The sequence below is a fragment of the Streptomyces sp. NPDC107546 genome, from assembly GCF_055639175.1.
Genome location: NZ_JBVKBA010000014.1, coordinates 38,511 through 50,930, shown reverse-complemented (window position 1 = coordinate 50,930; position 12,420 = coordinate 38,511). Strand labels below are relative to the sequence as shown.

Below are 12,420 nucleotides of genomic sequence, written 5' to 3'. Positions count from 1 at the left end.
CTCTTTCGGAGGTGGACGAAACGAGGTGGACGAGTCGGTCAGGCGCGGGTGTGGGGGGCGACGGGGTCGAGGGCCCGGACCGGCCGGACGCTGCCGACGGGTTCGCCGCCGCCGAGCAGCGGCTCGCCCGCGAACTCGGTGAGCGCCGCCGGGTCGACGCCGGCGCGGGCCAGGGCTGCGGCGGCGACCGGGATCCGGGCCCGGTTCGCCCCGTCGGCGATCTTCACGGCGACGGCACGGCCGTCGGGCAGCGCGGCGACCTGGACGCCCTCGAAGCCGTCCTTGGCGAGCAGCCCGGGCACGGCCCGCATCAACGCGGCGACGTCGCGCCCGGAGCCCGAGGCCATCTCGGCGTACTCGCGCATGGCGTCCGCCACCCGTGCCTCCGGGGTGCCGGTCGGCGCGGTCGTGATGCGGGCCGCTGCACGGGCGAGCCCGTGCAGCGAGACGGAGAACAGCGGCGCGCCGCAGCCGTCGACGGTCACCCGGGCGATCGCCTGACCGGTGAGGTCCTCGACGATCTCGGCGATGGCCTGCTGGAGGGGGTGGGCCGGATCGAGATAGTCCTCCAGCGGCCAGCCGTTGAGCTTGCAGGTGTACAGCATGGCCGCGTGCTTGCCGGAGCAGTTCTGGGCGAGCCGGGAGGGCAGGCGGCCCTCGCGGATCCAGTCGTCGCGCACGACCGGGTCGTACGGCAGGTCCGGGACGTTGCGCAGCTCGTCCTCGGTGACACCGGCCAGCTCCAGGATCCGCCGGGTGCCGGCCAGGTGCCGTTCCTCGCCGGAGTGGCTGGCGGCGGTCAGCGACAGCAGCTCGCCGTCCAGGGGAAGTCCGGCGCGCACCATGGCCACCGCCTGCACGGGCTTGAGGGCCGAGCGCGGGTAGAAGGCGGCCTCGATGTCACCGAGTTGCAGCTCCACTCTGCCGTCGGCGCCGAGGACGACGACCGAGCCGTAGTGGATGCCTTCGATGACGCCACCCCGGACGAGGTGGGCGATCGGTGCGTGCAGGGGCTCCCGGATCACAGGAGCCTCGGCGACCGGACTTCCGTACAACACTGCGTGGTTCACACATTCACCTTGGGGGATTTACTGCGGCCGGCCCGGCCGCGGATGCCGTACCAGCCGCCGACGAGGGCGGCGACGATCAGCGGCAGGCACAGCACGGTGGTGCGGCCCGCGCCGCCGTCGGCGTACATCAGGACGAACACGGAGGCGAGGAAGCCGAGCGTGACGATCTCGGTCCACGGGGAGCCGGGCAGGCGATAGCTGGGACGGGACAGTTCGCCCCGCTGCGTCTTCCGCCAGAAGAGCAGGTGACAGAGCATGATCATGCCCCAGGTGGACAGGATGCCGATCGCCGCGAAGTTGAGCACGATCTCGAACGCGTCCGCCGGGACCACGAAGTTGAGGCCGACGCCGAGGACACAGATCCCGCTGGTGAGCAGGATGCCGCCGTACGGGACCTGGCTGCGGCTCATCACGCTCGTGAACCTGGGCGCCGAGCCCGACATGGCCATGGAGCGCAGGATGCGGCCGGTGGAGTACAGGCCCGAGTTGAGCGAGGACATGGCCGCGGTGAGGACGACGAGGTTCATCACGCCGCCGGCTGCCGGGACGCCGATGTTGGACAGGACCGTGACGAAGGGGCTCTCGCCGGCGGAGTACTTGTTCCAGGGCAGCAGCATCGAGAGCAGGACGACCGAGCCGACGTAGAACAGGCCGACGCGCCACATGATCGAGTTGATCGCCCTCGGCATGATCTTCTCGGGGTTCTCCGTCTCGCCCGCGGCGACGCCGACCAGTTCCACGGAGGCGTAGGCGAAGACGACGCCCTGGATGATCAGCAGCATCGGCAGCACACCGTTGGGGAAGACACCGCCGTGGTCGGTGATCAGGGACGGGCCGGGGGTGCTGCCGTCGACCTTGTGCTGGGTGACCAGCAGGAAGATGGCGATCGCCATGAAGACCACGAGGGCGCCGACCTTGACGATCGCGAACCAGAACTCCAGTTCGCCGAAGATCTTCACCGAGATCAGGTTCACGGTGAGCACCACGGCCAGGGCTATGAGCGCGATCACCCACTGCGGGATGTCGGAGAACACGCCCCAGTAGTGGGTGTAGGTGGCCACGGCGGTGATGTCGGCGATGCCGGTGGTCGCCCAGTTGAGGAAGTACATCCAGCCCGCGGTGTACGCGCCCTTCTCGCCGAGGAACTCCCGTGCGTACGACACGAAGGCGCCGGACGACGGCCGGTACAGGACGAGTTCGCCGAGCGCGCGCACCACCAGGAAGGCGAAGACGCCGCAGATCGCGTACGCGACGAAGAGGGAGGGGCCGGCGTCGGCGAGGCGGCCGCCGGCGCCGAGGAAGAGGCCGGTGCCGATGGCCCCGCCGATGGCGATCATGTTGACGTGCCGGGACTTCAGGGACTTGCTGTAGCCCGCGTCTCCGGCGTCGACGTGACCGGACGATGGGCGCGTCTCTTCTTTGAGGTGCTGTTCGCTCACGCCTCTGGTCCGCCTTCCGTGGGGAGATCCGTACGCCCAGGGCGCAGGATGTCGGTGAGGGTCGTCTCGACGCGGTCGATGTGGTGGGCCATGGCCGCCACCGCGTCGTCTTCGGAACCGTCGATCAGCGCCTCGACGATCGCCCGGTGCTCGCGGTTGGACTGCTCGCGCCGGCCGCCCAGCTCGTTGAGGAAGGCCGACTGACGCGCCAGTGCGTCGCGGATCTCCTCGATGACCCGGCGGAAGACCGGGTTCTGGGCGGCTTCGGCCACGGCGAGGTGGAAGAGGGTGTCCATCGCGACCCACGCGGTGGTGTCCGTCTCCCGCTCCATCCGGTCCAGCAGATGGGCCAGGTGGTCCAGGTTCTCGGGGGTGCGGCGCAGCGCCGCATACCCGGCGACCGGGATCTCGATGTGACGGCGCACCTCCAGCAGGTCGCTCGCCGCGTAGTCGCCGAAGGTCGGGTCCTCGACGGCGTTGGCGACGACGAAGGTGCCCTTGCCGGTCCGCGAGACGGTCAGCCCCATGGTCTGCAGGGCCCGCAGGGCCTCGCGCAGCACGGGGCGGCTGACCTCGAGGGTGCGGCACAGCTCGGCCTCGGAGGGGAGCTTGTCACCGATCGCGTACTCGCCGCGCTCGATGGCGCCGCGGAGGTGGGTGAGGACTGCTTCCATCGCGCTGACGCGCCGCGGCCCCCGACCACCTGTCTGGCTGTCTGACAGGTTCACGGGGGTTGATCCTCCGGGTAACGGGACGGGACTGTCAAGGGGCGGAGTAAGGAAACTTTCAGGGGGCCGGGTGCCTGAATATCGGCTTCCCGACCCCCGACGATCAGTGGTGATCAGCTCCTGCGCTGTTCCAGGACGGCTTCGGTCAGCTGAGCACGCCGGTGGTGAGCAGGCCGAGGAGCGCCACGCCGACCACGATCCGGTAGACCACGAAGGCGTTGAAGGAGTGCTTGGCGACGAACTTCAGCAGCCACGCGATCGAGGCGTAGGCGACCACGAACGAGACGACCGTGCCGACGGCGAGCGGCGCGGCGCCCACACCCGTACCCAGGGCGTCCTTCAGCTCGTAGATGCCCGCGCCGGTGAGGGCCGGGATGCCGAGGAAGAAGGAGAGGCGGGTGGCGGCCACCCGGTCGAGGTCGAGGATGAGCGCGGTGGACATGGTGGCGCCGGAGCGGGAGAAGCCCGGGAAGAGCAGGGCGAGGATCTGCGAGCTGCCGACCAGCATCGCGTCCTTGAACGAGGTGTCGTCCTCGCCGCGCTTGTGCCGGCCCATCTGGTCCGCGCACCACATCACGCCACTGCCGACGATCAGCGAGCCCGCCACCACCCACAGCGAGGCGAGCGGCCCGTCGATGAGCGGCTTGGCGGCCAGGCCGACCACGACGATCGGGATCGTCGCGGCGATGACCCACCAGGCGAACTTGTAGTCGTGGTGGTACCGCTCCTGCTTGTTGAACAGACCCCGGAACCACGCGGAGACGATCCGCACGATGTCCTTGAGGAAGTACAGGAGCACGGCTGCGATCGCGCCGACCTGGATGACGGCCGAGAAGCCGACGACGGCCTGATCGTCGACGGGGATCCCCATCAGCCCCTCGGTGATCTTGAGATGGCCGGTCGAGGACACGGGGAGGAATTCGGTCAATCCCTCGACGACTCCGAGGACGGCGGCCTGACCGACGTTGATGACGCTCATGGGATCCAGTTCTGAGGAGTTGGTCGACAGTGCTGTAGACGGTGATGCTGAGGAAGTTGTACTACGCGCGGGTGACGGCCGCCGACTAGGTCCACAGGGCCTGGGCGAGCGAAACCCCGGCAAAAGCCGCACCGAGGCCCGCCGTCACGCTCGCGACGACGTTGACGGCAGCGTAGAACCCCGCGCCGGTCTCGGTCAGCCGCAGTGTCTCGTACGAGAACGTCGAGTATGTGGTCAGCGCCCCGCACAGGCCCGTGCCGAGCAGGAGCTGCAGGTGCGGCGAGGCATGGCCGGCCGCGGCGGCGCCGGTCAGCAGGCCGAGGACGAGGCAGCCCGTGACGTTGACCACCAGGGTGCCCCAGGGAAAGACCGTGTCGTGCTTGAGCTGCACCGAGCGGTCGGTGAGGTAACGCAGGGGTGCGCCGACCACGGCACCGAGAATCACCAGCAGCCAATTCACAACGAGTTCTCACCTTTCCCGTCGTCCGGATTCCCCGCGACCGGTTTCCCCGCGTGCGATCTCCCCGCGTCCGGCATACCGGATGACTTCGCAGTCGTCGAGCGTCACGAGTCCTTCGGTGACGAGTTCGTCGAGTTGGGGCAAGAAGGCACGGACGTGCTCCTCCGTGTCGACGATCACGACGGCGACGGGCAGGTCCTCGCTCAGCGACAGCAGCCTGGAGGTGTGGATCAGCGAGGAGGCGCCGAAGCCCTCGATGCCGCGGAAGACGCTCGCGCCCGCGAGACCCGCGGCATGCGCCCGGTGCACGATTTCGCTGTAGAGGGGCTTGTGGTGCCATGTGTCGTGCTCACCGATGAAGACGGTCAGCCTGAGGGCCCTGCCGGTCAGTCGTGTCATGGCCGCCTCCGCGGGCGCCGGTGGGTGGTGTCGTTCATCGCGGCCGCCACGCCAGGACGCGACGGACGGCCGTCATCGCGAGCCAGACCGAGGCGAGGGCCCCGAGGAGCGTCGCGAACAGATACGCGAGTGCGGTGCGCGGATGGCCCGCGTCGACCAGCCTCTGGATGTCGACGGCGTACGTCGAGAAGGTGGTGAAGCCGCCGAGCACGCCGGTGCCGAAGAAGGGCCGCACCAGCCGGTGGGCCGCCCACACATCGGTGATCACGACCATGAAGACGCCGATCACGGCACAGCCGACGAGGTTCACACCGAAGGTGGTCCAGGGGAATCCCCCGGTCCGCGCGGGCCACAGCAGCGAGGCGCCGTAGCGGGCCGTGGCGCCGATGCCGCCGCCGAGGGCGACGACCGCGACGACGGGTCCCTGTCCGTGCCAGGGGGACGGCCGCCGCATGGGCTCGGGCGGTGCGGCACCGGTGGTGTCGGCGCTCTTGGGGTGCGGGACTGACATGGACGTACTTCTCCTACTCGCCGGGGCCCTGCCGGACGGGCACGCTCATCGCAAGTAGGGACCGTTGGCGGCGGCACTGCCGCGGTTCGGGTACGGCGGGCCCCACCGCCGCGCCGCGGGACGTGATCGCGGCCGGGGTACAGATTACCGTCGGGCACGACGGCCGCGCACACGCGGGGTCGAGCGCCCCCTCTATGGGGTCGGGTCTATGGGGTGTCGGGCAGCTCGCACACGGCGATGCCGTGTTCCCAGACGCTGCCGAGGATCAGCCGGCCGTCGGCGACACAGGCGCTGGTGGACATGCGGAAGCCGGAGCGATGGCGGACGAGGTGGCGCCGGATGCGACCGTCGTCATCGATGGCGAGGACACCGGCCATGGCCGCCGGGCGGTACGGGGCCCGCACCGCGAGCCGGGCGGCGGCGCGGCGCACGGGCGGGGCGGCGCGGTGCAGCAGGTCGAGAGCGGGGACGTGCGGTCCGGCGAGGGCCACCCAGATCGGACCTTCCGGTCCTTCGCGCCAGAGGTTGTCCGGCATTCCCGGGAGGTCCTCGAGGAATGGTTCGGCGCGACCGGAACGCGGTCCGGCCAGCCAGTAGCGGCTGAGGCGTCGGGCTCCGGTCTCGGCGACGACGAGGAAGGACTCGTCCTTGGCGGGCGCGAGCCCGTTGGCGAACTGGAGCCCGTCCAGGAGCACCTCGGGAGCGTCGGCGCCGGGGGCGAGCCGCAACAGCCGTCCCGTTCCGGTGTGCTCGACGATGTCGCCGATCCACTGCTCGAAGGGGTGGCGACGGCTGGACACGGTGAAGTACAAGGTGCCGTCGGACAGGGCGACGACGTTGCTGCAGAACCGCAGGGGCTCCCCCGCCGCCGAGTCGGCGAGGACGCGTACGGTGCCGTCCTCGAGGTGGGTCTGCAGAAGCCCGCGGTGCGCGTCGCACACCAACAGGTCGCCGTCGGGGAGGAGTTCGAGCCCGAGCGGGCGGCCACCGGTCTCGGCGATCACCTCGACGCGGGTACGAGCGGGATCCGCGAGTCCGTCGAGGCCCAGGATGCGGCCGTCCTCGACACCGGTGAGCACCCGCCCGCGTCGGTCGACGACGACGTCCTCCGGGCCCCGGCCGCCGATCGCGACGTAGCGGAGCGGAACAAGAGCCTTGGGACGGTCCATGTGTGCCTGCCCTTCGCTGCCGAAGACGGTTCATCCTCGCAGCAGGTACCCGCAGACACCCGTACCCTTTCGGACTCGTGCGCGACCGTGCCGTCTCGAACCACGTGCGCACAGCCGCCGCTCAGGACGTCACGTCCGCCGTTGTGCGCGCCCTGCCGTGCAACCTCAGATAGAAGAGCTGCAGGGATTCCTCGGGGGCGCCCAGCTCGAAGCGGTTGAAGACCTTGCCGAGGGGGTTCCAGACCCGCCCGTCCGGCATGCGCACACCGATCGGCTGCCCGAAGTAGGCGCGCTGCTCGGCGTCGAAGTCCACCCACGCCGCCCCCGCGCGGCGCACGAGAACCTCACCGACGTACGCGCCGAGACCGAACAGCGCCCCGGACGCCCGGTTCCGGTCGGCCCCTCCCTTGCGCAGGCCGTCGACCATGAAGTCGACGACGCGCAGGCTGGCCACGGAATAGTCCAGCGGCAGCCGGTTGCGGGCGGTGACGCGCGCGACGAAGGCGGCCGCGTACCGCCGCATCTCCTTCGCGGACGGAATGCGCTTGTCCGACTGGCCCATGGGACCCCACCCCTTCGCTCGGGTCAGGGGAACGCCAACCGGTCCCCTCCTGCTGGTCAAGCGCATGCCAACTCGGGAACATCACAGGTCACCGACGTGGCGAATGCCACACGGGAAGCCAACAGCCGGGGCACAACCTTTTCACCTTCGTGCACGTCCGTGGCATTCGCTCAGCTCGGCGACCCAGGCCAAGGGTTGGAGGTAGAGGTCATGGCGCGGCTGGGGGCGGGAACGCGGCGCGAGGTGCCCGGCGCTCGTACCGAAACCGGGTTGTCGGCCGGGCGCTCACTGATTCCGGAGCGACCGCCAACCCAACAGCTCCATGTGCCCCTGGGCATCCTTATGTTCGGCCTGAGCGTGCTGGCGCTGGGCCAGGCGCTGTCGGCCCGGTTGCCGGAGCGCTCCGGCGCACGGTCGTAACCGCCGGGCACGCGTTACTCCGGCCGTCCGTGGTGAGCACTCACCAGCCTTTCTCGAACATCCTCGCCACCTCGGCGATCCGTACCTCGTCGCGACGGTAGTGGGTGCGGCGGCGGATCGTCCTCGTGCGGAGGAGGCCGATGGCGGCAAGGAGGCGCAGGTCGGACTCGGCGACGCAGCGGGATACGCCGAGTTTCGACGCGACGGCGGCGGCGGTCACGCCGTCCTCGGTGAGGTCGGTGTACCGCTGGGGCGGGAAGTGGGCTCCCGGGTCCCTCAGCCACTCCAGGATCCGCAGCCTCCTGTCGCCGTCGGGTCTCTTCAGCATCTCGTCCCTTCCGTACCGCCCTCTGGTCCCACTCTGCCGTGACGGACGGTGCGGGGCCGAGGCCCGATCGGGCCGAACTGAGAAGGGCCGAACGGCCCCTTGTACGCGCGGGGCCGAGGCCGCACACGCGGCCGGGGCCCCGGCTTGCCGGTGGTTCAGCGGTGGCCTTGGCCGAACCAGCTCATCGCCGGGGTCGCCTTGTTGTCGTAGTCGAAGAGGGCCTGGTTCTCCCAGCCGTTGCCTGAGGACGGGTCGGTCGGGTCCCAGCCGTTGCCGGTGACCGCGGTCCAGGTGGCCTCCCAGTAGAAGACGCCGAGGCCTCGGCCGTTCGGCACGGCCTCCACGCTGTTCATGACGTCCCGCAGCCAGGCGGCCTGCCCTGCGGTGGTCGCCGGGTAGCCGTTCACCAGCTCACCGGTGGTGTCGATCTGGTTGGTCAGCGAGTCCTTGCTGTCCAGCCGGAACAACGCCCGCTCGCTGATCACCGGTCGCTCCGACTCGATCGGCTTCCTGCTCACCGAGCCGCAGGAGCGGTTCTTCGAGGACCCCAACTTCAACGTGCTGCTGCGCGGCTGTACTCAGGCGCTGGCCGCGCACGACATCCCGCTGCTGCTGATGCTCGAGGGCACCAAGGACGAACGGCGGCGCATCACCCGGTACATCACCGCGGGCCACGTCGACGGGGTGCTGCTGGTCTCCAGCCACTCCGGTGACCCGGTCGCCGAGGAGCTTCGCGAGGCGGGCGTGCCGCTGGTCGCGTGCGGCAAGCCCATCGGGCTGGGCGCCAAGGTGAGCTATGTGGCGGCGGACGACCGGGACCGCGCCCGCGAGATGGTGCGCCATCTGCTGTCCGTGGGCCGGCGGCGGATCGGCGTGGTCACGGGTCCCCTTGACACGCCGGGCGGCGTGGAGCGCCTCGCCGGCTACAAGGAGGTCCTCGGCGAGGCCGGCCTGGAGATCGACGAGAAGCTCGTCGTTCCCGGTGACTACAGCCGGGCCGGCGGTGAGGCGGGCGCGGAACGGCTGCTGGCGCAGGCACCGGACATGGACGCGGTGTTCGTCGCCTCCGACCTGATGGCCCAGGGCGTGCTGACCGCGCTCCGGCGGGCGGGCCGCCGGGTCCCCGACGACGTGGCGGTGGGCGGCTTCGACGACTCCCCCGCGGCCACGGCGGTGAGCCCCGCCCTCACCACCATCCGTCAGCCCTGGGACCGGATCAGCAACGAGATGGTCCGCGTCCTGCTGGCGCGGATCGGCGGCGAGGACCCGGCGGCGGTGATCCTGCCGACGGAACTGGTGAAACGCGAGTCGACGTGACCTCACGGTCGCGCGGGCGCGCCGCTCGGTCACCCGAGCCGTCGGCGCCTCGTGCGACCGGTCAGTTTTGGAGAAGCCGTGCGCGACTGCCCCTCCGTAGCGTGGGAACACCGGCGAACGACGCCGGCCCACCCACCGCTGAGGAGCACACCATGACCACGGGCCTGCAGACCATCATCTACCCCGTCAAGGACCTGGCCGCGGCCAAGTCGATGTTCAGCGCCCTGCTGGGGACGGAGCCGTACGTGGACGAGTCCTACTACGTCGGGTTCCGGGTCGCCGGGCAGGACGTCGGGCTGGACCCGAACGGGCACGCCAAGGGCCTGACCGGGCCGGTGCCCTTCTGGCACGTGTCCGACATCGAGGCCCGGCTCGGGGCGTTGGTGGACGCCGGGGCCGAGGTGCTGCAGGACCTCCAGGACGTCGGTGGCGGCAGGCTGATCGCGTCGGTGAAGGACGCGGACGGCAACCTCGTGGGCCTCCTCCAGGACCCGGCCTCGTAGGGTTTCGCCCTCCGTGCAGTGCTTGCACACACACTAGTTGCAACGTAAACGAATGGGGGGTTTTCTGTTACCGTGCGGGTATGGCAGTGAAGACGGCCGACTCCCGGCTCGAGGAACAGTGGCGGGACATCCTGTCGGTGCACGCCCGCACCATGTGCGAGATCGACCGTGCGCTCCACCCCCACGGTCTCGGCGCCAGCGACTTCGAGGTTCTCGACATCCTCGCCGCCGAGACGCCCGCCCACGGCGACCAGTGCCGGGTGCAGAACATCGCCGGGCGCGTCCATCTGAGCCAGAGCGCGCTGTCCCGGCTGATCGGGCGGCTGGAGAAGGACGGGCTGGTGCGGCGCTCGGTGTGCGACGAGGACCGGCGCGGGGTCTGGGTCGCCCTGACCGAGAAGGGCCGCGCGCTGCACGCCGAGGTGCTGCCGCTGCAACGTGAGGTCCTCGCCCGCACGCTGACGTCCTGGCCCGGCCGCCCCGCCTGACCGGCGGCACGGGGTTGTCGGCCCGGCACACCGCCGGCGCCGGCATCATGCGCGCGATCGCATGCGTGGCAGCTCCGTGTGAACCTGGTGGTGCGCGCGCCGCGGCGCGCGACATGGGCCAGGACAACCGGAGGGACGTCATGGAACAGGTCGGAGACAAGCCGGAAGAGGTACGCAGGCATCTCGATGAGGAGCAGCGGCAACTCGAGGGGCAGCAGCCGTCACGGAGCGGGGTCCGGCCGGACGACGAGGCCGAGCAGACGCCCGCTGACGACGAGGGCGACGTCTCCGGCAGGGATGCCTAGCGCCTGCCTTTCGGCTCAGGTCGGCCGGCCGGGCCCTGGACCGGCCGCGCTCACCCCGTCGCGGGCCGCCGGTCCGCCGGCCGGCGCGGCGGGATCTGGGGGCAGTCGAAGTCGCGGGGACCGCTCCACAGCGCGGGTACGGCATCGCAGCGGCGGCACAGTTCGTATGCGATCGCCTCGTAGTTGACCCGCCAGCCCTGGAAGTGCGGCCAGGCCTCCCGCGCCGTCCGCTCCGCCAAGAAGCCCGTCGCCTCCAGCATCGCCACGGCCGCGTCGAACTCCGTGAAGGTGAGCTGGATCGGGGCGTCGGGCGCCGGGTCGGCCTCGAACGGCAAGCGCAGCGAGCGGGCGATGTCACGCAGGGCGGTGAACCCGGCCCGGAGCACCAGCCGGGCCTCCGGTGGCGCGGCGCGCGGCGCGAGGGAGAGCTGCATCGCCGCCGCGTCCATGACGGCGAGCATCCCGACCAGCCAGTTCCGGTACGGCCGCGGCGAGCGGAACGAGATCAGCACCGGGTAGGTGGAGTGGCTCTCGCCGATGTCGGCGGCCAGCCGCTCCCACGCACGGTACAGCTCGGGCAGCGCGGTCTCGGTTTCGACGAGCCATTGACGGGCCAGGATCTCCGGGCCCCAGGCGGGCTCGCCCGCCCGGGACTGCAGCAGGGTGACCTCCAGTTCACGGCGGTTGTAGGCGGCGTACAGGGTGGGCAGGTAGGCGATCTGCAGGGCGATGACCACGGGCCCGGTGGCCGCCGCGACGAAGTCCAGCGCGGACAGCCGCAGCCGCATACCGCTGGCGAAGCCGAGCGTGAACAGGCTGGAGCCCGCCTCACGGAACGCATTGCTCCAGCTCAGCGAGGACACGGAGGACAGCAGCAGGCCGTACCCCGCGAGCGCCCCACCGAGCCAGATGGCGAGCATGCCGATCAGGATCAGCGGGGCGAGCCAGGTCTGTGCCCGGTCGATGTCCTCGTAGCGGCCCCCGGGCGCGGCCAGCCGCAGCACCCGCCGCAGTGCCCACCACAGCCGGTACACGAGGATCGAGTACAGCCCGCGGGGCACCACGAGAGTGCGCACGATGCTGGAGAGCACGGCCATCAGGACCAGGGCGCCGGCGACCCCGGAGATCCATCTCATGCGGTCATTGTGGACCGCGCGGCCCGGCCCGCCTCAACACAGCCGGTGGGGTGCTCGGCGGCGTCGGGGCCGCCACCCCCGACGCCGCCGTGTGCGTGAGCCCTACGGCCGGGCCAGCAGGTGGCGCACCCCGTCCGAATTGAGGGTCAGGCCGTGCGGGGAGGCCGCGTCGATGGTCAGGGTGAGGTCGCTGGCGGGCCACTGGGACGCGAGCGCGCCGAGCGGCACCAGGCGGTAGCGGGAGACGAACGGCAGCAGGTCCGCCATCTCCGTCTCCGAGGTGAACACCGGCACGGTCTGTTCGCCGTCCGGCTGCTCCAGGACGGGCAGCGCGACGGTGTTCGGGTTGTTGGCGTCCTCCTCGCTGGCGTCGTCCGGCACGGGGACGAGCACATCGCTCCCGGCCAGCGTGTCCAGCGCCTCCACGTCCCGGGCGTCCACCGCAAGGGTGTCCAGTGCCGCCTGGGCCGCGGTCGGGTGGTGGTTCTTGTCCGGAGTGTCCATGGCAAATCCCCAGGTAGGTACGGGCGGGCACGCCCCGGAACCAGTGGCTCCGGGCGCACTCCCGCCCACGTACCCATCCCGCGCCGGGCCATGCATGCCGCA

15 protein-coding genes and 2 pseudogenes are annotated in these 12,420 nt (G+C 70.8%); 4 read left to right on the top strand and 13 right to left on the bottom strand.

The window, feature by feature from the left end; genetic code table 11:
- Nucleotides 1-38 precede the first annotated feature (38 nt).
- From ACZ7L1_RS21455 to ACZ7L1_RS21405, 11 genes and pseudogenes are all read right to left on the bottom strand, one after another.
- Complete coding sequence (locus tag ACZ7L1_RS21455; protein ID WP_471439466.1) at nucleotides 39-1,055, bottom strand: asparaginase; 1,017 nt, start codon at nucleotides 1,053-1,055, stop codon at nucleotides 39-41.
- Between the two features lie 11 nt (nucleotides 1,056-1,066).
- Nucleotides 1,067-2,509 (bottom strand): amino acid permease, encoded by a 1,443-nt coding sequence (locus ACZ7L1_RS21450; protein ID WP_471439269.1) that lies wholly within the window; start codon nucleotides 2,507-2,509, stop codon nucleotides 1,067-1,069.
- Nucleotides 2,506-3,183 carry a FadR/GntR family transcriptional regulator gene (locus ACZ7L1_RS21445; protein WP_471439267.1) on the bottom strand — a complete coding sequence of 226 codons (678 nt, stop codon included), beginning with the start codon at nucleotides 3,181-3,183 and terminating at the stop codon, nucleotides 2,506-2,508. Before ACZ7L1_RS21445 ends, ACZ7L1_RS21450 begins: the two co-directional genes overlap by 4 nt.
- A gap of 199 nt (nucleotides 3,184-3,382) precedes the next feature.
- The gene (locus ACZ7L1_RS21440; RefSeq protein ID WP_471439265.1) at nucleotides 3,383-4,216 is read right to left on the bottom strand and encodes an undecaprenyl-diphosphate phosphatase; all 834 of its coding nucleotides are present in this window, start codon (nucleotides 4,214-4,216) and stop codon (nucleotides 3,383-3,385) included.
- An 85-nt stretch (nucleotides 4,217-4,301) separates the two neighbouring features.
- Entirely contained in the window at nucleotides 4,302-4,676 is a 375-nt protein-coding gene (gene crcB / locus ACZ7L1_RS21435) for a fluoride efflux transporter CrcB (RefSeq protein ID WP_471439263.1), read from the bottom strand.
- 9 nt (nucleotides 4,677-4,685) lie between these two features.
- A complete protein-coding gene (locus tag ACZ7L1_RS21430) occupies nucleotides 4,686-5,075 on the bottom strand; it encodes a DUF190 domain-containing protein (RefSeq protein ID WP_471439261.1) in 390 nt (129 codons plus the stop codon).
- A 34-nt stretch (nucleotides 5,076-5,109) separates the two neighbouring features.
- Nucleotides 5,110-5,586 (bottom strand): fluoride efflux transporter CrcB, encoded by a 477-nt coding sequence (crcB, locus tag ACZ7L1_RS21425; protein WP_471439259.1) that lies wholly within the window; start codon nucleotides 5,584-5,586, stop codon nucleotides 5,110-5,112.
- Between the two features lie 206 nt (nucleotides 5,587-5,792).
- Complete coding sequence (locus tag ACZ7L1_RS21420) at nucleotides 5,793-6,755, bottom strand: SMP-30/gluconolactonase/LRE family protein (RefSeq protein ID WP_471439257.1); 963 nt, start codon at nucleotides 6,753-6,755, stop codon at nucleotides 5,793-5,795.
- A 121-nt stretch (nucleotides 6,756-6,876) separates the two neighbouring features.
- Nucleotides 6,877-7,317, bottom strand: coding sequence for a hypothetical protein (locus tag ACZ7L1_RS21415; protein ID WP_471439255.1), 441 nt, complete (start codon nucleotides 7,315-7,317; stop codon nucleotides 6,877-6,879).
- A 460-nt stretch (nucleotides 7,318-7,777) separates the two neighbouring features.
- On the bottom strand, nucleotides 7,778-8,065 hold the full coding sequence (locus tag ACZ7L1_RS21410) for an ArsR family transcriptional regulator (protein WP_471439253.1): 288 nt from the start codon (nucleotides 8,063-8,065) through the stop codon (nucleotides 7,778-7,780).
- A gap of 155 nt (nucleotides 8,066-8,220) precedes the next feature.
- A pseudogene (locus tag ACZ7L1_RS21405) lies at nucleotides 8,221-8,529 on the bottom strand (glycosyl hydrolase 53 family protein); the annotation flags it as partial.
- Between the two features lies 1 nt (nucleotide 8,530).
- Here ACZ7L1_RS21405 and ACZ7L1_RS21400 point away from each other — a divergent pair.
- The 4 genes and pseudogenes from ACZ7L1_RS21400 to ACZ7L1_RS21385 all read left to right on the top strand — a co-directional run.
- Nucleotides 8,531-9,382: pseudogene (locus ACZ7L1_RS21400) on the top strand (LacI family DNA-binding transcriptional regulator); the annotation flags it as partial.
- 152 nt (nucleotides 9,383-9,534) lie between these two features.
- On the top strand, nucleotides 9,535-9,885 hold the full coding sequence (locus ACZ7L1_RS21395) for a VOC family protein (protein WP_471439251.1): 351 nt from the start codon (nucleotides 9,535-9,537) through the stop codon (nucleotides 9,883-9,885).
- A gap of 80 nt (nucleotides 9,886-9,965) precedes the next feature.
- Nucleotides 9,966-10,373 (top strand): MarR family winged helix-turn-helix transcriptional regulator, encoded by a 408-nt coding sequence (locus ACZ7L1_RS21390; protein WP_471439249.1) that lies wholly within the window; start codon nucleotides 9,966-9,968, stop codon nucleotides 10,371-10,373.
- A 140-nt stretch (nucleotides 10,374-10,513) separates the two neighbouring features.
- The gene (locus tag ACZ7L1_RS21385; RefSeq protein ID WP_471439247.1) at nucleotides 10,514-10,678 is read left to right on the top strand and encodes a hypothetical protein; all 165 of its coding nucleotides are present in this window, start codon (nucleotides 10,514-10,516) and stop codon (nucleotides 10,676-10,678) included.
- Between the two features lie 50 nt (nucleotides 10,679-10,728).
- Here the strand turns inward: ACZ7L1_RS21385 and ACZ7L1_RS21380 are convergent, their stop codons facing one another.
- Together ACZ7L1_RS21380 and ACZ7L1_RS21375 are read right to left on the bottom strand one after the other, a co-directional pair.
- A complete protein-coding gene (locus tag ACZ7L1_RS21380; RefSeq protein ID WP_471439245.1) occupies nucleotides 10,729-11,814 on the bottom strand; it encodes a hypothetical protein in 1,086 nt (361 codons plus the stop codon).
- A gap of 102 nt (nucleotides 11,815-11,916) precedes the next feature.
- Nucleotides 11,917-12,318, bottom strand: coding sequence for an SseB family protein (locus tag ACZ7L1_RS21375; protein ID WP_471439243.1), 402 nt, complete (start codon nucleotides 12,316-12,318; stop codon nucleotides 11,917-11,919).
- Nucleotides 12,319-12,420 lie beyond the last annotated feature (102 nt).

Bases quoted from the DNA above. Each gene is read 5' to 3' on its own strand.
- ACZ7L1_RS21380 (WP_471439245.1), bottom strand. From the start codon at position 11,814: ATGAGATGGATCTCCGGGGTCGCCGGCGCCCTGGTCCTGATGGCCGTG.
- ACZ7L1_RS21395 (WP_471439251.1), top strand. From the start codon at position 9,535: ATGACCACGGGCCTGCAGACCATCATCTACCCCGTCAAGGACCTGGCC.
- ACZ7L1_RS21430 (WP_471439261.1), bottom strand. From the start codon at position 5,075: ATGACACGACTGACCGGCAGGGCCCTCAGGCTGACCGTCTTCATCGGT.
- ACZ7L1_RS21385 (WP_471439247.1), top strand. From the start codon at position 10,514: ATGGAACAGGTCGGAGACAAGCCGGAAGAGGTACGCAGGCATCTCGAT.
- ACZ7L1_RS21375 (WP_471439243.1), bottom strand. From the start codon at position 12,318: ATGGACACTCCGGACAAGAACCACCACCCGACCGCGGCCCAGGCGGCA.
- ACZ7L1_RS21445 (WP_471439267.1), bottom strand. From the start codon at position 3,183: ATGGAAGCAGTCCTCACCCACCTCCGCGGCGCCATCGAGCGCGGCGAG.
- crcB (WP_471439259.1), bottom strand. From the start codon at position 5,586: ATGTCAGTCCCGCACCCCAAGAGCGCCGACACCACCGGTGCCGCACCG.
- ACZ7L1_RS21415 (WP_471439255.1), bottom strand. From the start codon at position 7,317: ATGGGCCAGTCGGACAAGCGCATTCCGTCCGCGAAGGAGATGCGGCGG.
- ACZ7L1_RS21440 (WP_471439265.1), bottom strand. From the start codon at position 4,216: ATGAGCGTCATCAACGTCGGTCAGGCCGCCGTCCTCGGAGTCGTCGAG.
- ACZ7L1_RS21410 (WP_471439253.1), bottom strand. From the start codon at position 8,065: ATGCTGAAGAGACCCGACGGCGACAGGAGGCTGCGGATCCTGGAGTGG.
- ACZ7L1_RS21420 (WP_471439257.1), bottom strand. From the start codon at position 6,755: ATGGACCGTCCCAAGGCTCTTGTTCCGCTCCGCTACGTCGCGATCGGC.
- ACZ7L1_RS21390 (WP_471439249.1), top strand. From the start codon at position 9,966: ATGGCAGTGAAGACGGCCGACTCCCGGCTCGAGGAACAGTGGCGGGAC.